A 20,657-nucleotide genomic window follows, 5' to 3' on the forward strand; every position below is an offset into this window, starting at 1 on the left:
ACACCCGAATTGAGTTTTAGATAAATCTAAAAATTTCGTTGATGACTAAAGCCCCCTTTTTGCAGCTTGAAAATAAATTTTGGGGAAACTCCTAATTTTATTTACTGTTTATTTTTAAAATTTTCTATTTGCTGTCAGGCAAAAATTGATTTGTAAAAGCTTTTTCTGCACTGAATTCTTCATCTATTAAGTCATTTTCCAGCATCCAGTCAGCAAATTCTTTCCAAATCTCCAGCTTTTGATAACCCCAGTAAGGCGCATCATCTATATAGCGTGGACTCAGCCAGTTTTGGCTTTTTACAATAAATTCTCGGCTGCTTTCTGGAATTTTTTTATACAAAATTTCTGCAGCTTTATCAGGATTTTCTGCTGCAAAAATGTACCCTCTGCTCACTGCTTTCATAAATTTCTCCAAAAGCTGAGGTTTTTCTGCAGCCATTTTTTCTGAAGTAATTATAACTGGTGTATAGTAATCAGGAACTAATTCCTGATAATCTTCAAGCATAAAGATATCAATATCAATATCTCTCATTTCTGCCTGAATTCCATCAACCGCATAAAATATCCAGGTAAAGTCAAATTTATTGCTGTTTAACATAGCAAGCAGATCCCCACTCCCAATATTAATAAATTTAACTTCTGAAAATTCTCCTCCTGAACCTTCAACTAGAGATTTTATTATTGCCTTTTCTATTGGCATTCCCCAGCCTCCATATCTTAAACCACTTAAATCAGCCGGAGTCTCCACATTTTTTTCAGAAAGTACAGCAAATCCAGAAGTGTTATGCTGAATAATTGCAGCTATGGATATAATAGGTACTCCTTCTATTCTGGCAGGTGTTACCCATTCCTGAAAGCTAATTCCTAAATCTGCTTTTCCGGCACCAACAACTTGTTCAACTGACATATTACTTCCTGGTTCAATAAAATTAACCTTAATATTTTCCTGCTCAAACCATCCCATCTCTTCTGCAACAAATAGCCCAGTATGATTAGTATTGGGAACCCAGTCCAGCAGAAAATCAACCTCTTCTGCAGCAGTATTTGCTGACAGTAAAAGCATCAACACAGCTGTAAAAATAATTATTTTTCTCATTTAAATTTCCTCCCTTTTTTGTTCTTTCCAGGGAATTAAAATCTTTTCTAAAAAATCAATAGATTTGAATAATATTATAGAAAAAAAAGATACAAACACTATTCCAGCAAAAACTCTTGCGGTTAGATAAGAATTGGAAGACCTTACTATAAATACACCCAGACCCATATCACTGCCCATCCACTCTGCTACTACTGCCGCCATAACAGAATATGTTGCTGAAATTCTCATGCCGCTAAAAATCATCGGTAGTGCTGCAGGAACTCTTACTTTAGTAAATACCTGCCAATTTGTTGCCCCCATTGATTTTAAAAGACTTATCATATCATTATCTGCTGTAGAAAGACCATCAATTGTATTTACAGCAGCAGGAAAAAAACAGGCAAGTATTACTATTAAAATTTTTGGTAAAATACCAAATCCAAACCAGATAACCAGCAGGGGTATTAAAATAACTATTGGAACAGTCTGAGAAATAACAAGTAATGGATAAAAAGTCCTTTTTAAAATATCAAAATGGAAAATAACGACACCTGTAATAATTCCTGTAATAAAGGAAATAAGCAGCCCTACTATTGATTCAAAAAGTGTTCTCAGAGAATGTCTTAAAAGAAGTGATCTGGTTTTAATTATTTCTTTGATTATTCTATGGGGAGCTGGCAGTATCCAGCTTTCTATATCAAAAAATGCAACAGCTAATTCCCAAACTAAAATAAGCAGGAAGAAGAAAACAAGTACAGGCAGATGGTTTTTAATTTTCTTTATCATTTTTAATTTCCCTCATTTTGCCGTTTAAGCTTTTCTGTAGTTGAACCAAGATTGTTTCCTGTAGCAAGCTTTATATAGCTTATAACATTTCCACTGGAAGCATTCTGAACTGCTTTGTGAGCTTTTAAGGCAGTATTCCAAATTTCTTCCAGTTCTCCCTCTATAGTAGTTGAAAAAGCTGCAACAGTGTAATCATGACCAGATTTTTCTATTATATCTATAGCTATATCAACCAGTTTATACAATTCTTCTTTTTCTGCAACTCCCAGAGGAAGACACTGAATATCTACTGCTGATTTCATAATATCACTCCTTTCATTAAAATACAAAAGCTCCCCAAATGGGAAGCTAAATTTTATTCTTCCCTACACTGGAATTATCCAGACCAGGTTCTAAGGGTTGAAATTTATCTCTCAGCCTTTTGGCACCCCTGAAAACTATATTTCTTATAATATTATATTTCGAGATTAAATATTAAAATCCTCTTATTCAAGCAGGATCTTTTTGAACAAAATATCTTTCGGACTTTTTTATTATAGTAAGGTTAAATTTTGTTGATGTCTAAAATTATGAATCCACAAATTTTATTCACAATAAACCATCTGATATAATTTTTTAGACATTTTAAAAAGGCATATCTGTAAAAAAACAGACATGCCTTTTAAATATCTATATTAAATTAAACTATTGGGGGCGTTTGGGCTTACATCATACCGCCCATTCCACCCATGCCGCCCATTCCACCGGGCATGCCGCCTCTCATACCGCCACCACCATTATCGTCATCGTCATCACCTTTATCGGCAACTAGACATTCAGTGGTTAACAGCATAGCAGCTGCACTGGCAGCATTCTGCAGGGCAGAACGTGTTACTTTAGCAGGATCAATGATACCAGCTTCAATCATATTTACATATTCGCCTTTCATGGCGTCAAATCCAATTCCTGCTTCCTTTTCTTTAACTCTTTCTACAACAACCGATCCTTCAAAACCAGCATTATCAGCAATCAGACGAATTGGAGCTTCCAGAGCTTCTCTTACAATATCTACTCCTGTAGCTTCATCACCTTCAAGATCTAACTGATCCAGAGCTGACATTACTTCCAGATATGTTGTTCCTCCACCAGGAACAAGTCCCTCTTCTACAGCAGCTCTTGTTGCAGAAAGTGCATCTTCAATTCGATGCTGCTTTTCTTTTAACTCTGTTTCTGTAGCAGCACCTACCTGAATTACTGCAACTCCGCCGGCCAGTTTTGCAAGGCGTTCCTGCAGTTTTTCTTTATCAAAATCTGATGTTGTTGTTTCGATTTGCTTTCTAATCTGATTAATTCTATCCTGAATTTTATCTTTTTCTCCATTACCTTCAACAATTGTTGTATCATCTTTGGTAATAGTAACTTTGTGTGCCTGACCTAAATCATTTACACTTACATTTTCTAACTTAAGTCCCAGATCCTCTGTTATAACTGTACCACCAGTAAGTACAGCAATATCTTCTAACATTGCTTTACGGCGGTCACCAAAGCCAGGAGCTTTAACAGCTACACAGTTAAATGTTCCTCTAATTTTATTTACAACCAATGTAGCTAATGCTTCACCATCAACATCTTCAGCAATAATCATCAGACTTTTACCTGATTGAGCTACCTGCTCTAAGAGAGGCAGAATATCCTGAATACTGCTGATCTTCTTATCTGTAATGAGAATATATGGATCTTCTAATGAAGCTTCCATTGTATCTGTGTCTGTAACCATATAGGGAGAAAGATATCCACGGTCAAACTGCATACCTTCAACGACTTCTAAAGAAGTTCCCATACTTTTTGACTCTTCAACAGAAATAACACCATCCTGCCCAACTTTTTCCATCGCTTCAGCAATCAGCTGTCCTATTTCCTCATCATTACCTGCAGAAATAGCGGCAATCTGAGAAACAGCCTCTTTACCTTCAACAGGCTTGGCAAAACTTGCAATTTCATCAGTTAACTTTTCTACAGCTTTAAGAATACCTCTTTTGAGCAGCATTGGATTGGCACCAGCTGCAACATTTTTTAGTCCTTCTTTAAAGATAGCTTCAGCAAGAACTGTTGCAGTAGTAGTTCCATCACCAGCTACATCATTTGTTTTAGTTGCAACCTCTTTTACAGTTTGCGCACCCATATTTTCATAATGATTCTTTAATTCTATTTCTTTGGCTATACTTACACCATCATTTGTAATTGTTGGTGCACCAAAACTTTTTTCCAGTAAAACATTGCGTCCTTTAGGTCCAAGTGTCACTTTAACAGCATCTGCTAAAGATGTAACACCCCTTTCTAAACTGCGGCGGGCATTTTCGCCAAATCTTAATTCTTTTGCCATTATGTATCCCTCCTATATAGGTTAAATATCTTTATTTTCTAATTTTCAATCCATAAAAAACAAAATTGTTTATCCAATAACAGCTAAAACATCTTCAATTGAAAGAACAATATATTCTTCATCATCAATTTCGACTTTTGTTCCAGCATACTTATCAAATACAACCATGTCTCCGACTTTTACTTCTGCTTCTTCATCTTCAGGTGCTATATTCTTACCTACAGCTACAATTTCACCTTTTTGTGGTTTTTCATCCTTTTTGGCTGTGTCCGGTAAAACAATACCACCCTGTGTTTTTTCTTTTTCTTCTTCTTTCACAAATTTTACAGCAACTCTGTTGTCTAAAGGTTTAATATTCATACAAAAATAACCCCCTTTTATTTTTTTTCTTATATAATTATTAGCACTCATTAGCATCGAGTGCTAATAAGCACTATAGATATAATATCTAAGACTAAATTTAAAATCAAGTCTCTTTAATAACTCTACAGCGCTATTAGAGGTTATTAATAACTTTCTTAACTATTTAGCTTTCAAATTCTTCGATTTTCTTTATATTAATATTATTTTTGATTTATATATTTTTTCAAGTTCTGTATAAGAACTCATACTAAGATCATAACCGTAATAGTCATACATTATTTCCGGCAAAATCATTCTTTTAAAAGAAAAATTGTTCTTTTCCAGCACAGAAACTATATCACTATTTAAAAGCAGACCGGCTGACATAATAGAACCTCCAAAAAATTTATTTTTTGCTTTAACAAGTTTTAATTTATAATTATCTTTACTGTTATTATGGACTAAATATTTCAGCATTGGATATGCAAGCTCTGAAGTGATGATAACAGTGCTGACATTTATGCACTGTTTTAAATATCCCAAAAATTTTTCTTTTATATAAGGTGAAATATCATAAGACATTATCAATCCTGATTTTTCTCCTTCTTTTTTAATAATTTTTAAATTTATTATTTCATTACCTCTTACTATCCTTAAATTTGGATTTTCAGCTTTTTTTATTCTATAAAATGCATCTACCCTTGATTCTGATTTATCTCCATCAATTTCTTCAATTAGATCATCTTTTTTAATACCGGCTTTATAAGCAGGTGATTTATCGATTATCCCTGCTATTACTGCATCCAGATTACTTATTATCTGAGGTTCAAGAATTACTGGATAACTGTAATTCTCACTGATCTTATCTATAAAATCATTTAATTCATTATAGATATTACCACTAAAGGTTAAATTATCAGGTGCATGTCTGCTAAATCCGGGCAAAAAAATTCTGAGGCTTTCCGGACTATATAATTCCATTCTATCCAGGGTCTTTTTAATAAAACCAAGCCCGGTAATATGGTGCATGGAAACTATACTTGCCTGAAAAAATATGCCGTATTTTTTTAACTTTGAAAGAAGTATAAATACATTTTCCGCATTTTTGTCATTCATTAAAATTTTTCTGGCTTCAGCATCTGGTCCATTAACAGAAACATTTAATTCAAGATTTTTAAATCTCTGCAGCTGATAAAGTTCTTCATCTCCAATATGAGAACCGTTTGTTGTTATTTTTAAATTTATCTCCGGATATTTTTTGTAAAGCAGCTCTAATACTGTATTGATCTGCGGATGTAAAAAGGGTTCTCCTTCTATTATGCGTGTTGCTGACTCACCAATAATAAGTGGTTTTTTAGGATCAATAAATTCTATTAATTGTTTAATAACTTTTAAACTAAGATCTCCAAAAGAAAAGGTTTCAATTTCTGGCGGATTATTTTTATGACTGCAGAAAATACAGTTCAGGCTGCATTTAGAGGTTATGGGAAGAATATTATCACGCTGTACTGTGTCAAATAATAGTTTTTCTCTGCTGTAATTCACTTTTTCCTCCTTCTATTGTGTTATTCTAAATTATAAAAACTGATCAAACTAAATAATTTAAGAAGATTCCCCAAGATTATTTCTAGAGTTATAAAAAAGAGATTTCGTCATAAATGTAATTTTTATACTATAATTTAAGAGAAGGATCTGCACTTAAGCTCAAATCTGAAAAATCTCTGTTTAAATACTGATAATATGCAACAGCTGCTATCATGGCAGCATTATCCGTACAAAACTGTAGAGGAGGATAGTAAAAGTCCAAACCATATTTTTCTATTTCTTTTTTTACAGCTGTTCTCAACCTCTTATTAGCAGCAACTCCTCCTGACAAAACAACACTTTTTATATCGTATTTTTCCACTGCCTGCATCAATTTAATCTTTAAACTATCAACCACAGCTTCCTGAAAGCTCGCGGCTATATCTGCTTTATTTATTTCTTCATTTTTCTGTTTTTTGTTATTGATATAGTTCATTACTGCTGTTTTTAAACCACTAAAACTGAAATCAAAACTCTCATTATCACTTATAGCTCTGGGAAAATTAGCAGCTTCAGGATTGCCATTCATGGCTGCTTTTTCTATTGCCGGCCCGCCAGGATAACCAAGATTCATAAAACGCGCAATTTTATCAAAAGCCTCCCCGGCAGCATCATCTCTTGTCCTCCCAAGAATCTTGTAGTCTTTTAAGTCTTCAAAATAAAGAAGATCTGTATGTCCACCAGAAATAGTTAAACAAATAAGAGGTTTTTCTATAGCTGGATTTTCAATAAAATTAGCATAAATATGACCTGCAATATGATTAACTCCGATTAAAGGTATATTTAAAAAAAGTGACACCGTTTTTGCTGCTGTAAGCCCTACCAGAAGTCCTCCAACCAGACCCGGTCCATAGGTTGCTGCCACAGCATCAATGTCCGAAAATGAAAGCTGTGCTTTTTCTAATGATTCATCAATAACAGGCAGGAGAAACTCTAAGTGTTTCCGTGAAGCTATTTCTGGAACTACACCTCCAAATTTTTTGTGGAGATCAACCTGTGACGAAACAGTATTAGAAAGTATTTCCAGCCCATTTTTACTAACAGCAGCTGCTGTCTCATCACATGAAGTTTCAAATGCCAGTATGTAAATATCTTCATCTTTATTTTTTAATTCATATTCTGAGTTCAATTCTAATCTAACTCCTTCCACATTATTAGTGCATCACAGCCTGGACCATAATAATCCAGTCTAACTCCTTCAGCTGTAAAATTAAATTTTTTGTACAGATTTACTGCAGCAGTATTTTCTGTTCGCACTTCTAAAGTTGCTCTATTTGCACCAATACTTCTGCCGTAATTCAATGCCTCATCGAGTATTCTGCTGGCAATTCCCTGCCTTCTATAAAGAGGTAGAACAGCCAGATTAACTATGTGCAGTACATCTAAAATAAGCCAGCACCCTATAAAAGCAGCTATATTGTTATCAACAGTCATTTTAAGATAAAAAGCTCTTTTATTATGTTCAAGATCTCTCAAAAAAGCATTTCTGGTCCACGGTGAATCAAATGATGATTTTTCTATTTTTATAATTTCCTCCAAATCTTTAGAAGTTAATTTAGAAATTTTAACTTTCACTTTTTTGGCTCCCATATTTTTTAAGCCAGTTAATTTCTGCCTGTGGTTTTTTTAAATATTTCGGCTTTATTTTATATAAGTCATCTTCACGTTTCTGTTCAATGTACTCATGACCCAAAACAGCCAGGATAGATGACTGCGGGTAATCAAATTCCCTTCCAGGATAAATAATATTATTATCCAGCTCGGCAGCCAGGATATCAGCTGCTTTTTTGCTTTTTTCTCCTACCACATATATATCTTTACTGCCGACTGCTGCAGCCTTTTTTGAAATAATGTCCAGCTGAGCAGCTTCAGGGTCAGATATTAATTTGAGGTTATTATCTTCTCTAAGATAGATAGAAAAATAGAACCTGTTTCTTCCCGCATCAATTAAAGGAATAATTATACCATTGTTTTTTACAGATGATGCTGTGATTTCAAGAGTAGAAACACCTTTTATAGGAATATTATTAATTCTGGAGATTATTTTGGCAGCAGTTATACCTATCCTTAACCCTGTAAAAGAACCTGGGCCGGTCGAAACGGCCACAGCCTCAATTTCTGAAGGCTCAATTTCTAAAACTGCAAACATTTCTTTAATTAAAGGCAGCAGTTTTTCGCTGTGCTGCCTCCTCAATCTAAGATTATATTCTGCCTTAATTTTATTTTCATCTGCCAGGGCCAGCCCCAGCACCTCAGTAGATGTATCAATTCCTAATATCAGCATTATTATTCAGCCTTTCCATTATAATTTCTTTCTGCTTACCTTCTCCAAAAATAATTATCTCTCTTTTATTATCAGTTAATTTTTTTATCTCAATAAATACAAAATCAGCCGGAAGAAGAGAAAAAGCTAATTCCGGCCATTCTATAATAACAATATTATCTTTATCCAGATATTCTTCAAAACCTATTTCTATCAGCTCTTCTTCAGTATTGAGCCTGTATAAATCCATATGAATAATATTTTTGCTGCCACTATTATATTCCTGTATTATGCTAAAAGTTGGACTGGTAACTTCGTTTTTATACCCAGCTCCTTCAGCAATCCCTTTTGCAAGCAGTGTTTTACCACTACCTAAATCACCCAGCAGTAAAAGCAAAAATCCTTTTTCTATAAATCTGCCGAGCAAAACACCAAAATTAAATGTTTCTTCAGGTGAGTTCGATATTTTTCTATATTTTTCAGTCAAATTTATTCACCTCAATCACTGCTCCCCAGCTCTTCTGACCGTTCTACTGCCCTATTCACAGCCTTAATAATGGAAGCTCTAAAAGCTCTGTCCTCAAGTACAGAAAGACCGGCAATAGTTGTACCTGCAGGAGAAGTAACCATATCTTTAAGCTCCGCTGGATGTCTGCCTGTTTTAAGCACCATCTCAGCACTGCCTTTTACTGTCTGAGCAGCAAGTTTTAATGCTGTTTCTCTAGTTAAACCATTTAAAACGCCAGCATCAGACATTGCTTCAATAAGTATATAAATAAAAGCCGGGCCACTGCCGCTTAGCCCTGTAACAGCATCCATATATTCTTCTTCGATAACAGCAGTTTCTCCCACAGCAGAGAATATTTTTTTGGCTGTTTTAAGCTCTTTACTGGTAATACTGCTGTCAGGAGAAAGAGCAGCTGCACCTGAATTTATTAAAGCGGGAGTATTCGGCATTACCCTAATAATTTTCGCATCATTACCAAGCTTCTGTTTTAAATAATCTATTTTTATACCCGCAGCAATAGATATAAAAAGCTTTCCACTGCTTAAATCACTTATTTCTTCAAGTACATGTTCAATAATTTGCGGTTTTACAGACAGCAGCACTACATCTGCCTCTTTAACACCACTCCGGTTATCATCTGTAAACCTGACCTGCCTAAAAACTTCATCAGGCTTATTATCAGGATCAGAAAATTTTTTATCACAGGCAATTATATCCTCTGCTTTAAAAATTCCCGCTTCTCTAATTCCTTTCAAAATAGCTGTCCCCATATTACCTAAACCAATAACTGCTAATTTCATAATAACCTCCTGCATTCAGATACCATTTTATTCGCGTATCTGTCCATCTCCCATGATAATATATTTTGTTGTTGTAAGTTCCTTTATACCCATTGGACCTCTTGCATGCAGTTTTTGGGTACTTATACCAGTCTCAGCTCCAAGTCCAAATTCGCCACCATCAGTGAATCTTGTAGACGCATTGACATAAACTGCGGCTGCATCAATATCATTCAAAAAATTTCTGGCAGTTGTATAATTTTCGGTTACAATAGCTTCAGAATGTTTTGTTCCATATTTATATATATGTTCCACTGCCTCATCATAATTTTTAACAACCTTAACCGAAATTATATAATCAAGATATTCCCTGCCAAAATCTTCTTCAGTTGCTTCAGCTGCATATGGTACAATTGCTCTAGTCTTCTCACATCCTCTTAACTCAACATTATTTTCCGAAAAAATACGTGCCATCTCAGGTAAAAATTTTTCGGATATTTCTTCATCAACCAGCAGACTTTCTGCTGAATTGCAGACAGCCGGTCTGCTGTATTTAGCATTAAAAACTATTTTTTTGGCTTTATTTAAATCTGCATCTTTATTAACATAAACATGACAGTTTCCTACCCCGGTTTCTATAACAGGTACCCTGGATTCGTTAACTACTTTCTGAATCAGACCTCTTCCACCTCTAGGGATAAGTACATCCAAATATTGATTTAATGTAAATAATATATCTACTGCTTTTCTGTCAGTTGTACCTATAAGCTGAACAGAATCCTCTGGAAGATTAGCCTCCTTTAGACCACCCTGTATAATATTTGTCAATATCTTATTTGAGTTAAATGCATTTGAACCACCTCGTAAAAGAACTGTATTCCCCGACTTTAGGCATAAACCTGCTACATCAACTGTAACATTTGGTCTCGCCTCATAGATTATTCCAATTACTCCAAGTGGGACTCTAACTTTTCCGATCTGCAGACCATTTGGTCTTTTCCACATATGAAGCACTTCACCAATTGGGTCTTCCTGAGCTGCAACCTGTCTTAACCCTTCTGCCATAGATATTATTCTATCTTCATTAAGTTTAAGACGGTCTAAAAGTGCCTCTGATAATCCCTCCTTTTTTCCCTTTTTCATATCTTCTTTGTTTATTTTTAGTATCTCTTCTTTTCTGGCAATTAGTTTATCAGCTACTAACATAAGTGCTTTATCCTTATCTTTACTTGATAAATTGGCCAATTCTCTTGCAGCTTGTTTAGCCTTTTTAGCCTGCGAAATAAGATTTTCTCTAATACTCATTATTTATCTCCTCCTAATACCATATTATCCCGATGAACTACCTCAGCCTGATTATAGTAACCAAGCACCTCACTTATTTTATTAGAATGCCTTCCCTTAATTTGTTGGATCTCATCAGAACTATAATTTACTAAACCTCTGGCAAATTCTCCTGTGAAATCCTCTATGATGACAAGCTCTCCTGCATTAAATTCCCCTTCAACATCCTTTATTCCCCCTGGAAGAAGACTTTTCCCTCTTTTTTTGAGAGCCTCTGCTGCTCCTTCATCTACTATTAATTTCCCAGCAGGTGTTATATTATAATTAAGCCACTGCTTGCGCTTACATAAACTATCACTGCAGGGCATAAATGTTGTCCCAATATTAGTTTTTTCTTTTTCAGCCATTTCCACCAGTTTAAGAATAATATTTCTATCATGTCCAGGTCCAATTATCATCATTATCCCTGAATTTACAGCAATTTTAGCAGCAGCAATTTTGGTCATCATCCCACCAGTTCCAATTTTACTGCCTTTACCTCCAGCCATTTTTTCAATTTCTTCTGTAATTTTTTCTACTTTAGAAATTAGTTTTAACTTATCACTTTTTTCACTTGGATTACCATTATACAGGCCTGGAACATCAGATAAATTAATTAATAAATCAGCTTCTACTAATCCAGCAACTCTTGCAGCTAACCTGTCATTATCTCCTACCTTGATTTCATTAGTAACAACCGTATCATTTTCATTAATTACTGGAATAATGCCATAATCAATTAAAGTTTTTAAAGTATTAAAAGCATTTAAATAACGATTTCTATTCTCTAAATCACTTGAAGTCAATAAAATTTGAGCACATTTTGCCCCATACTCTCTAAAAAATTTGTTATAGATTCCGATTAAAACTCCCTGACCAACAGCTGCACATGCCTGTTGTTCTGGAATAGATACTGGTTTTTTTGCATAACCCAGCTCTCCCATGCCAGCTGCTATCGCTCCTGAACTAACCAATATCATTTCTCGACCCTGATTTTCTAAATCAACTAACTGCCTAGTCAGAGCCTCAATTTGACTAAAGTTTAGCTTGGCGTTTTGATTGCTTATTGAACTGCTGCCTACCTTTACTACAATTCTTTTGAAATCCATTATTAATCATCCCGTTTTTAATATTAGATAAAAGTGTTTTTTTTATTATATCAAATTTATCTAAATATAAAAAGGGAAATAACTAAGTAGCAGATATCTCCCTTATTAAACATACTATTTAAGGAATTTCCCCCAAAATTACTTTTATAGTTAAAAAAGGGAGAAACTCCTTTTCTATTAAATATTTAAATAAATTATTTAATTAAGCTAATTCTATTTTAAGAACTTTTGTTCCAGCCTTAACTTTACCTGTTTTAACCAAATCCATGCTTTTAACTTTTTCCATATTGGTAATAATAACAGGAGTTAAAATAGAAGGAGCGTTATTTTTTATATACTCTAAATCTATTTCTATTAAAGGTGTTCCCACCTCTACTTGATCTCCATTTTTAACTAATTTTTCGAATCCTTCTCCATCCAATTTTATAGTATCTATACCGATATGAACTAGTACTTCTAGCCCTTTTTTAGTTTTGATTCCAACTGCATGTCCTGTTGAAAAAATCTGTACAATTTCTCCAGCACAGGGTGACTTAACTACATTTTCTTCTGGAGTTATAGCAAAACCATCTCCCACCATTTTTTGGGCAAAGGCTTCATCTGGTACCTGTTTTAAATCAGTAACATCTCCGGCAAAAGGTGCAGTCAGATATTCTTCTTTTTTCTTAAATATATTGAACATTAGATCTCCTCCTAAAATCATCATAATATATTTATTTTAATTTAGACAAGCTAATTCATTTAACCAATTTAACCAAATATACTTTATTTACATTAAACTCTTTATTTTATCCTTTAAAGCATCAGATCCTGGGCCAAATACTACTTGAACACTGTTCCCTGATTTCATAATACCTGACGCCCCTAATTTTCTCAGCTCTTTTTCATCAATTACTGCATTATCTACAACTTCTAACCTCAATCTTGTTATACAGGCATCTACACTTTCTAAGTTTTTGCTGCCTCCTAAAGCAGCTAATGTCACTAGAGCTTTACCAATCTTTTGTAATTTCTTAAAACCTTTCATTAAAATAATTCCTCATATTTATGTTGTAAATAAAATTTATCGATTAATTGAAAGTGCCATCCGGCGATAGGTATGTCTTTTTCCTCGAATTGTTTTAGATAAAGTTAAAATATTTTCAGGTAAAGCTATCCCTGCATATCCGGCATCTCCTATATGCTGAATATCAGCTCCTGCCATTTTACTCATCATAGCTATATCTCTTATTGTCTGCTGATCAGAACTTTCCTGTGAAGTTCCAATTGCAGTTAAAGCCAATTTACCACGATTATGAATCAATTGAATTATTTCTTTAAGGGAATTTAAATCAATTCCGGGAACTGTACCGGGAGCAGGTAATAAAATTATATCTGTGCCTGCAGAAATTAAAGAATCTATATATTTAGCTGCTAAATAATCTTCATTTATACCTGACATATGCATTTTTCCAGCTGCTATAATTATTTGACCACCAAAATTTTCGTCAGCAGCTTTAACTGCTTCAATAATTGCCTGATTACTAACTCCAACTGAAGGATTTCCTGTAAAAGTTATCATATTAAAACCTGCTTTGACAGCCTTTTCTATATTATTTAAAGTTGCTTTGCGGCCAGAACTCAATTTTATAAAACGTTCAGATTGAAGTTCATCTGTACTAACCGGTTCTAGGTTAATTGCTAAAGGACGACCACATAATTTTTTTATTTCTTTAACTATCTCAAAAGCTGTCTCCTTTGCTATGTTTTTGAATTTTGCCTGTTCAAGATCAAATAAATTTAAAAGTAAAATATCAGCTCCAAAAGCAGCGGCTATTTCTGCATTGCTGACATCGCGAAAAAGAGATGTTTTACCAATTACTTCACTCAAAACAGTTCTCCCTTCAGAAAGTTTAATGCTTTCTAAAAGTTCTTCTGCATTATAGTTTAAAATCTCTTTAGGAGTAGAACTCAACAGTCTCTTTAACATTTTTAATCTCTCCTATCATTTTAATTCTAAAATTTTTAAAGATGGATATAGCCCCTAGTTTCGGTCATTTACACAACTTATTATATAACTGCTAGTAAATGTTTTTTTATCATTAATCTTAAAACAAATGACACTTTTTTTGAAAAAAAATTTTAATACTTATGTATTAACTCAAATATAAAAGGGAGGTAGGTCCTACCTCCCTTTTATAGTCATATTATCTGGATAGCTCTTTTTTTATTTTATCAGCAATTAATTCTGCTTTTGTTCCAACAACAACCTGAGCATTGTTTTTATTTGCTTTTAATACCCCGGCAGCTCCCAGACTCCTAAGAGCATTTTCATCTATTTTATCCGAATCTTCTACTTCAAGTCGCAAACGTGTAATACAGGATTCAACTTTATTAATATTATTTTTTCCACCAAGAGCTGCTACATATTTTGCAGCATCACTTTCTTCTTCTGCTGTTTCAGAAGAAGATTTTTTCTTCTGTGATTCTGGCATAATATTCATTCCTGCACTGACTGCTGCTTCTTCTTCTAAACGCCCTGGTGTTGGAATATCAAATTTTTCTATCACAAAGCGAAATAAAAAATAATAAACAACAAATGTAACTAGCCCAATAGGTATAATCAAAAATGGTTTTGTGGCAAGTCCATAATTTAAAAAGTAATCTATTGCCCCTGCCGAAAAGCCAAAACCATGTTTAATACCCAAAATATATGTTACAACAAGCAAACCTCCAGTTAAAAGTGCATGAATTACATATAAAACTGGTGCCAGGAACATAAAGCTGAATTCTATCGGTTCAGTTATACCTGTCAAAAAGGAAGTTAAAGCAACACTTAAAAAAATACCTGCAACTGCTTTTTTATTTTCCTCTTTAGCTGAATTATACATTGCTAGAGCAGCAGCTGGCAGTCCAAACATCATCATTGGGAAAAATCCAGCCATAAATATACCTGCAGATGGATCACCAGCAAAAAATCTTGATAAATCTCCTGTAACTACCTCTCCTGCAGCATTTGTAAATTCGCCAAATAAAAACCAGATAAAACTGTTCATTACATGATGTAAACCAACCGGTATTAATAATCTATTTAGAAATCCATAAACTCCAACTCCAAGAGCTCCAGCATCAATAATCCACTGTCCAGCTGCCTGAATTGCCTCCTGTATTGGCGGCCATATAAATCCAAATATACCAGCCAGTATAACACTGGCAGCTCCAGTTACAATTGGCACAAAACGGCGTCCGCCAAAAAATCCTAAAAAATCAGGTAGTTCAATATCATGAAAGCGATTATAAAGAGCTCCCGCCATCAATCCACCAATTATACCAGCTAAAACTCCCATATTAATATCAGAATTAATTGCCTGTGTACCTCTGGTTAACACAAAATATCCAACTGCACCTGCAAGTCCAGCAGCACCTGAACTGTCAAAAGCAATTCCTACAGCAACACCAATACCAAATAATAAAGCAAGATTATCAAATATTGCTGAACCTGCTGCCATTACAAAAGGAATATCAAAGACATCTGGTGCTCCTAATCTTAAAAGAAGAGCTGCTGCCGGTAAAACTGCAATAGGCAGCATAAGTGATTTACCAATTCTCTGAAGCTGTGAAAAAAAATTTCTCATTTTATTTTCCTCCTATCTATTAATGGTTTCCTGACAGTTAGAAGAGATTAATCCCCCCTTTCCAATATTATATTTATTTTCCAACCTGCAGCCTCTGCAGGTGTAAAGCAAGATAACCGACTTCATCTATGGGCAAAGATTTACCTGTACGCTTTTCAATAATTTCTGACAGATTTAATGCCAGCTGAAAACTCTGTACAAATTCTTCTTTAATTTTATCTATTAGAGGATTTTTAATGGTTTTTTTATTTTCAAGCCTCTGCAGTGAAAATCTTAAATGATTGATCAATCTCATATACGAAAGATCTTCTTTAGAAAAATCAATTTTCAGTTCTGCTTTTACACATTCGACCAGTTCCTTAATTAATGAGGTCTGTTTAACTGTTTTTGAAACATCTTTATTTAATCTTGCTGCATGAATATGCATCGCAATAAAACCAATCTCAGATTCTGGAATTTTAACATTTAATTTTGACTCAATAATTTTTTTTCCCTCTTCTGCTACCTGATATTCTTCAGTATAAAGTGCTTTTATTTCTTCAATAAATGGATTGGCAACTTCCATATTATTAGCAATTCTTTCCACGGAAAAACCAATGTGGTCTGTTAGAGCTATATGTATATGAGGATTTAACGAACCAAATTTATCTACAGCTAAATCAATAATTTCTTCACTTACACCTATAACAGAATCGTCAAGCTGATTAATTAATTGATGATATTTTTCTCTATCTCCACTTTTATATGCCAGAAAATATTTTTCTATTTCTCTGGCAGGAATTTCTACATTACTGCCAACTTTAGTATTAAAACCTATACCTTTACCTACTACTACCACTTCTCGATTATCTTCTGAATTTATAGCCAGAATAACATTGTTATTATAAATTTTCTCTATTCGAAAACTATATTTAGCTGCCAATTCTCTCCTCCCTTCAGTAACTTTTGATCAATAATTAAATTTTAAAAGACAAAATATCCTTAGAAATTCTTTATTACAGTAAGGTTAAATTTTGTTGATAGCGGAAATTATGGATCTATAAATTTTATCCACAATAAATCATCCAGTATCATTTCCTGGTATTATATACTGTTGATAGATAAGAAAAAAGGACTTTTCCCATAGACATTAATAAAACCAGGATTAAGGATGATATAACTATCCCAAATCCTGGTTTATGCCTGCCAAACAGTAACACACCAATTAACTCACTATCTACTTATCTGAATATTCAATTCTATTTTTATTATACTCAATTAAAATAATTTTGTCAAGAATTTTGAGTTTTTATAAAATTCCATAATTGATTATATTTTATAGAACCCTTTCTCAAATAATCTATATTAGTTTTTTGGTCTTGCTTTGTATTTTGTATGCAGCAGGTGATGAGATTCTCCACTGAGTGGTTCTCCCAAAAATTCTTCATATAATTTGATTATCTGTGGATTTTCGTGTGATTTTCTAATTTCATTGCTGACATCTATATTACTTAAACCAGCAGCTCTTTTATCTTTTTTCTCATTTGTTGCAGGACGAGGCTGACCCCCTCCACCAACACATCCGTGTGGACAGGCCATAATTTCTATAAAATCATAATCAGATTCACCTGCTCTGACTTTATTAAGCAGTTTTTCTGCATTGGCCAATCCATTAGCAATGCCAACTTTTATTTTTCTATCTCCTATCTCCAGCTCTGCAGAATTTATACCTCTAAAGCCAAGATTCAATCTTTCAAGAGGTTCACCTGTCAATTTTTCTTTAACAGTTCTTACAGCTGCCTCAGTAACTCCACCTGTCGTACCAAAAATAGTACCTGCCCCACTAGACTCTCCCATCAGTTCATCAAATTCTTCATCAGGCAGTGAATTAAAATCTATTCCTATTTCTTTAATCATTCTTGCAAGTTCTCTAGTTGTTAAAACTGCATCTGTATCTTTAAATCGGCTTGCATTGATCTCATCTCTGTCTTTTTCGAATTTTTTAGCTGTACAGGGCATTACTGCCACTGTATATATATCTTCTGCATCAATTCCACTCTGCTGAGAGTAATAAGTTTTGCTAAGAGCAGAAAACATCTGCATAGGTGATTTAGCTGTTGAGAGATGATTAAGCAGATCCGGAAAGTTGTGTTCTGCATATTTTACCCAACCCGGACAGCAGGAAGTAATATGTGGCAGTTTTTTATTTCCTTTCAATCTCTTTAAAAACTCATTACCCTCTTCTAAAATCGTCAGATCAGCTGCAAAGTCAGTTGAAAATACTTTATCAAACCCTATTCTGTGCAGTGCAGCTACAAGTTGACCTGTAACAACTGTTCCAGCATCCATGCCAAATTCTTCTCCAATTGTCGCCTGGATGGATGGTGCAGTCTGTACAACAACATGTTTTTTATCATCTTCCAGTGCAGACCAAACTTTTTCGATTTCGCTCATTTCTGTTAGTGCTCCAACAGGGCATACTGTAGCACACTGACCACAGTTAGCACAATTTATTTCTGCCTGAGGCAGGTCAAATGCTGTTGTAACAATAGAATCAAATCCTCTCTGTGTAAATTGAAGTGCAGAAACGCCCTGTATTTCTTCACAGATTCTGACACAGCGGCCACAAAGTATACATTTATTTGGATCTCTTTTTAGAGCCGGTCCAACCGTATTAAGTGGTAGTTCTCTTCTATCACCTTCATATTTTTCTACATCTTCTTTCTGTATTCCAAGCTTATAAGTTATATCCTGAAGTTCACAGTGCCTATTTCGGTCACATCCCAGACAATCATTGGGGTGATTTGCCAGCAGCAGTTCAACATTTTTTCTTCGGGCCTTTCTCGCCTTCATACTTCTTGTGCTAATCTTCATCCCATCACCAACTGGGGTGGCACATGAAGCAAGTAGTCTGCCGCTTTCCAGATCTTCTACAACACATACTCTGCAGGCTCCGTGCAGGCTGAGATCCGGGTGATAGCACAAATAAGGAATATCTATTCCTATTTCTCTGGCAGCTTCAAGTATTGACTGATCTGATTTTGCCTCAATCGTCTGACCATCTATAGTTAAATTTATTTTACTCATTTTTAAACCTCCTATATTTCCAGATTAACCCTGGGAGATAGCGTCAACAGGACACCTATCAGCACATGCTCCACAGGAAATACATGTTTCTGCATCTATTACATAAGTTTCTTTCGGCTTACCAGAAATCGCATCAACAGGACAAACTTTAACACATTGTCCACAGCCCACACAGGATGATTCATCAATCACATATGCAGCTGCAAGTTCTTTACATACACCGGCAGGACACTTGTTTTCATATATATGTGCTTCATATTCATTTCTAAAATAATGTATTGTACTTAAAACTGGATTTGGTGCTGTCTGGCCCAGACCACATAAAGCTGTATCTTTAATATGCTGGCCTAAGTCTTCCAGAAGTTCAATATCTCCCTCTTCACCTTCACCCTCACAGATGCGGTTTAAGATTTCCAGCATTCTTTTTGTACCTTCACGACAGGGAGTACATTTTCCACATGATTCGCTCTGAGTAAAGTTTAGAAAAAATCTGGCTACATCTACCATACATGTTCCTTCATCCATTACAACCATACCACCTGATCCCATCATTGCTCCAACTTCCAGCAGAGAATCATAATCTATCGGTAAATCAAGATATTCCTCCGGTATACATCCACCAGAAGGTCCACCTGTCTGTACAGCTTTATATTTTTTACCTTCCTGCAGTCCACCACCAATATCAAATATTACTTCTCTTAAAGTCGTACCCATCGGTACTTCTACTAAGCCAGTATTATTTATTTTACCGGTCAGTGCAAAAACCTTTGTTCCTTTACTTCCTTCAGTACCAATGGAAGAAAAGGCTTCAGAACCTTCTTTTATGATATATGGAATATTACCTAGTGTTTCCACATTATTTATATTGGTTGGTTTACCCCACAGTCCACTTACTGCCGGATAAGGAGGCCTGGGACGAGGCATGCCTCTTTTGCCTTCTATTGAAGCCATAAGAGCTGTTTCCTCACCACATACAAATGCTCCAGCTCCTTTTTTAATATGAAGTTTAAAGTTAAATCCACTTCCGAATATATCTTCACCAAGCAGGCCGTATTCTTCAGCCTGTTTGATAGCTTTTTCCAGTCTTCTTATTGCCAGTGGATATTCTGCTCTTACATATACATACCCTTCATCTGCTCCAATTGCATAAGCAGCAGTCATCATTCCTTCAATAACTCTGTGGGGGTCTCCTTCCAGCAGACTTCTATCCATAAATGCTCCTGGATCACCTTCATCAGCATTACAGATTACATATTTTTTTTCACTATCAGAATTTCTTGCAAACTGCCATTTTAATCCTGTGGGGAAACCTCCACCCCCACGGCCCCTAAGTCCTGCTTTCTTAACTTCATCTATAACCTCCTGTGGAGTCATTTTGGTTAATGCTTTACCGACTGCTTCATATCCGCCTAAAGCAATATATTCGTTTATATCTTCGGGATCTATGCGGCCGCAGTTGGCAAGAACTATTCTTTTCTGCTTTTTATAAAAATCTATATCACTATATGAAGGAATATTTTCTTCAGTAAAAGGTTCTTTAAAAAGCAGCCTATCCACGATTCTTCCTTTAAGAAGATGTTCTTCTACTATTTCGGCAACATCTTCTGATTCTACCTGACAGTAAAATACACCTTCAGGATAGACAATCATAATAGGTCCTTTTTCACAGAAACCGTGACATCCTGTTTCTACAATCTTAATTTCATCACTGAGATCTTTTGCAGCTAACTCATCTTCAAGAGCCATTTTTATATTTTTTGACCCAGAAGAAACACAACCAGTACCTGTACAGACCAAAACATGGGAACGGTAAATTGTTTCTTTCATTAATCGATGCCTCCTT

At 34.8% G+C, this 20,657-nt stretch carries 20 protein-coding genes and 1 riboswitch; all 20 genes read right to left on the reverse strand.

What is annotated here, in order from left to right; all coding sequences use genetic code 11:
- Positions 1-124 precede the first annotated feature (124 nt).
- The 20 genes from DER71_RS06520 to nuoF all read right to left on the reverse strand — a co-directional run bounded on the left by DER71_RS06520 (position 125) and on the right by nuoF (position 20,641).
- A complete protein-coding gene (locus DER71_RS06520; protein ID WP_114457622.1) occupies positions 125-1,096 on the reverse strand; it encodes an ABC transporter substrate-binding protein in 972 nt (323 codons plus the stop codon).
- Positions 1,097-1,864: an ABC transporter permease gene (locus tag DER71_RS06525; RefSeq protein WP_114457623.1), complete on the reverse strand. Its 768-nt coding sequence runs from the start codon at positions 1,862-1,864 to the stop codon at positions 1,097-1,099.
- Positions 1,865-1,866: 2 nt separating this feature from the next.
- A complete protein-coding gene (locus DER71_RS06530; protein ID WP_114457624.1) occupies positions 1,867-2,166 on the reverse strand; it encodes a thiamine-binding protein in 300 nt (99 codons plus the stop codon).
- A 42-nt stretch (positions 2,167-2,208) separates the two neighbouring features.
- A riboswitch (TPP riboswitch) is annotated at positions 2,209-2,306 on the reverse strand.
- A 261-nt stretch (positions 2,307-2,567) separates the two neighbouring features.
- Positions 2,568-4,226 carry a chaperonin GroEL gene (gene groL, locus DER71_RS06535; protein ID WP_114457625.1) on the reverse strand — a complete coding sequence of 553 codons (1,659 nt, stop codon included), beginning with the start codon at positions 4,224-4,226 and terminating at the stop codon, positions 2,568-2,570.
- Between the two features lie 69 nt (positions 4,227-4,295).
- Positions 4,296-4,586 carry a co-chaperone GroES gene (locus DER71_RS06540; RefSeq protein WP_114474444.1) on the reverse strand — a complete coding sequence of 97 codons (291 nt, stop codon included), beginning with the start codon at positions 4,584-4,586 and terminating at the stop codon, positions 4,296-4,298.
- A 192-nt stretch (positions 4,587-4,778) separates the two neighbouring features.
- On the reverse strand, positions 4,779-6,113 hold the full coding sequence (locus DER71_RS06545) for a DUF512 domain-containing protein (RefSeq protein ID WP_114457627.1): 1,335 nt from the start codon (positions 6,111-6,113) through the stop codon (positions 4,779-4,781).
- A 127-nt stretch (positions 6,114-6,240) separates the two neighbouring features.
- Entirely contained in the window at positions 6,241-7,281 is a 1,041-nt protein-coding gene (gene tsaD / locus DER71_RS06550; protein ID WP_114457628.1) for a tRNA (adenosine(37)-N6)-threonylcarbamoyltransferase complex transferase subunit TsaD, read from the reverse strand.
- 2 nt (positions 7,282-7,283) lie between these two features.
- Positions 7,284-7,727 (reverse strand): ribosomal protein S18-alanine N-acetyltransferase, encoded by a 444-nt coding sequence (rimI, locus tag DER71_RS06555; protein WP_158531710.1) that lies wholly within the window; start codon positions 7,725-7,727, stop codon positions 7,284-7,286.
- Positions 7,717-8,436 carry a tRNA (adenosine(37)-N6)-threonylcarbamoyltransferase complex dimerization subunit type 1 TsaB gene (gene tsaB, locus DER71_RS06560; RefSeq protein ID WP_114457630.1) on the reverse strand — a complete coding sequence of 240 codons (720 nt, stop codon included), beginning with the start codon at positions 8,434-8,436 and terminating at the stop codon, positions 7,717-7,719. The genes rimI and tsaB overlap by 11 nt, the downstream gene beginning before the upstream one ends.
- Positions 8,417-8,902 carry a tRNA (adenosine(37)-N6)-threonylcarbamoyltransferase complex ATPase subunit type 1 TsaE gene (tsaE, locus tag DER71_RS06565; protein ID WP_114457631.1) on the reverse strand — a complete coding sequence of 162 codons (486 nt, stop codon included), beginning with the start codon at positions 8,900-8,902 and terminating at the stop codon, positions 8,417-8,419. The genes tsaB and tsaE overlap by 20 nt, the downstream gene beginning before the upstream one ends.
- A gap of 11 nt (positions 8,903-8,913) precedes the next feature.
- Positions 8,914-9,723 (reverse strand): pyrroline-5-carboxylate reductase, encoded by an 810-nt coding sequence (gene proC, locus DER71_RS06570; protein WP_114457632.1) that lies wholly within the window; start codon positions 9,721-9,723, stop codon positions 8,914-8,916.
- 27 nt (positions 9,724-9,750) lie between these two features.
- Positions 9,751-11,007: a glutamate-5-semialdehyde dehydrogenase gene (locus DER71_RS06575; protein WP_114457633.1), complete on the reverse strand. Its 1,257-nt coding sequence runs from the start codon at positions 11,005-11,007 to the stop codon at positions 9,751-9,753.
- Positions 11,007-12,134 carry a glutamate 5-kinase gene (proB, locus tag DER71_RS06580; protein ID WP_114457634.1) on the reverse strand — a complete coding sequence of 376 codons (1,128 nt, stop codon included), beginning with the start codon at positions 12,132-12,134 and terminating at the stop codon, positions 11,007-11,009. Before proB ends, DER71_RS06575 begins: the two co-directional genes overlap by 1 nt.
- 202 nt (positions 12,135-12,336) lie before the next feature.
- Positions 12,337-12,816 carry a PTS glucose transporter subunit IIA gene (locus tag DER71_RS06585; RefSeq protein ID WP_114457635.1) on the reverse strand — a complete coding sequence of 160 codons (480 nt, stop codon included), beginning with the start codon at positions 12,814-12,816 and terminating at the stop codon, positions 12,337-12,339.
- A gap of 87 nt (positions 12,817-12,903) precedes the next feature.
- Entirely contained in the window at positions 12,904-13,161 is a 258-nt protein-coding gene (locus DER71_RS06590; protein ID WP_199505643.1) for a glucose PTS transporter subunit EIIB, read from the reverse strand.
- Positions 13,162-13,197: 36 nt separating this feature from the next.
- Positions 13,198-14,103, reverse strand: a complete 906-nt coding sequence (locus tag DER71_RS06595; RefSeq protein ID WP_114457636.1) for a haloacid dehalogenase-like hydrolase — start codon at positions 14,101-14,103, stop codon at positions 13,198-13,200.
- 217 nt (positions 14,104-14,320) lie between these two features.
- The gene (nagE, locus tag DER71_RS06600) at positions 14,321-15,748 is read right to left on the reverse strand and encodes an N-acetylglucosamine-specific PTS transporter subunit IIBC (protein ID WP_114457637.1); all 1,428 of its coding nucleotides are present in this window, start codon (positions 15,746-15,748) and stop codon (positions 14,321-14,323) included.
- Positions 15,749-15,821: 73 nt separating this feature from the next.
- Complete coding sequence (locus DER71_RS06605) at positions 15,822-16,670, reverse strand: PRD domain-containing protein (RefSeq protein WP_114457638.1); 849 nt, start codon at positions 16,668-16,670, stop codon at positions 15,822-15,824.
- Between the two features lie 422 nt (positions 16,671-17,092).
- Complete coding sequence (locus DER71_RS06610) at positions 17,093-18,814, reverse strand: NADH-dependent [FeFe] hydrogenase, group A6 (RefSeq protein WP_114457639.1); 1,722 nt, start codon at positions 18,812-18,814, stop codon at positions 17,093-17,095.
- 24 nt (positions 18,815-18,838) lie between these two features.
- Positions 18,839-20,641: an NADH-quinone oxidoreductase subunit NuoF gene (nuoF, locus tag DER71_RS06615; RefSeq protein WP_114457640.1), complete on the reverse strand. Its 1,803-nt coding sequence runs from the start codon at positions 20,639-20,641 to the stop codon at positions 18,839-18,841.
- Positions 20,642-20,657: the final 16 nt, after the last annotated feature.

This window comes from Halanaerobium sp. DL-01, from assembly GCF_003338615.1.
Classification (GTDB): Bacteria; Bacillota; Halanaerobiia; order Halanaerobiales; family Halanaerobiaceae; genus QPJE01.

Coding starts and splice junctions, on each gene's coding strand:
- DER71_RS06520 (WP_114457622.1), bottom strand. CDS start 1,096: ATGAGAAAAATAATTATTTTTACAGCTGTGTTGATGCTTTTACTGTCA.
- DER71_RS06525 (WP_114457623.1), bottom strand. CDS start 1,864: ATGATAAAGAAAATTAAAAACCATCTGCCTGTACTTGTTTTCTTCTTC.
- DER71_RS06530 (WP_114457624.1), bottom strand. CDS start 2,166: ATGAAATCAGCAGTAGATATTCAGTGTCTTCCTCTGGGAGTTGCAGAA.
- groL (WP_114457625.1), bottom strand. CDS start 4,226: ATGGCAAAAGAATTAAGATTTGGCGAAAATGCCCGCCGCAGTTTAGAA.
- DER71_RS06540 (WP_114474444.1), bottom strand. CDS start 4,586: ATGAATATTAAACCTTTAGACAACAGAGTTGCTGTAAAATTTGTGAAA.
- tsaB (WP_114457630.1), bottom strand. CDS start 8,436: ATGCTGATATTAGGAATTGATACATCTACTGAGGTGCTGGGGCTGGCC.
- proC (WP_114457632.1), bottom strand. CDS start 9,723: ATGAAATTAGCAGTTATTGGTTTAGGTAATATGGGGACAGCTATTTTG.
- DER71_RS06575 (WP_114457633.1), bottom strand. CDS start 11,007: ATGAGTATTAGAGAAAATCTTATTTCGCAGGCTAAAAAGGCTAAACAA.
- proB (WP_114457634.1), bottom strand. CDS start 12,134: ATGGATTTCAAAAGAATTGTAGTAAAGGTAGGCAGCAGTTCAATAAGC.
- DER71_RS06585 (WP_114457635.1), bottom strand. CDS start 12,816: ATGTTCAATATATTTAAGAAAAAAGAAGAATATCTGACTGCACCTTTT.
- DER71_RS06590 (WP_199505643.1), bottom strand. CDS start 13,161: ATGAAAGGTTTTAAGAAATTACAAAAGATTGGTAAAGCTCTAGTGACA.
- DER71_RS06595 (WP_114457636.1), bottom strand. CDS start 14,103: ATGTTAAAGAGACTGTTGAGTTCTACTCCTAAAGAGATTTTAAACTAT.
- nagE (WP_114457637.1), bottom strand. CDS start 15,748: ATGAGAAATTTTTTTTCACAGCTTCAGAGAATTGGTAAATCACTTATG.
- DER71_RS06610 (WP_114457639.1), bottom strand. CDS start 18,814: ATGAGTAAAATAAATTTAACTATAGATGGTCAGACGATTGAGGCAAAA.
- nuoF (WP_114457640.1), bottom strand. CDS start 20,641: ATGAAAGAAACAATTTACCGTTCCCATGTTTTGGTCTGTACAGGTACT.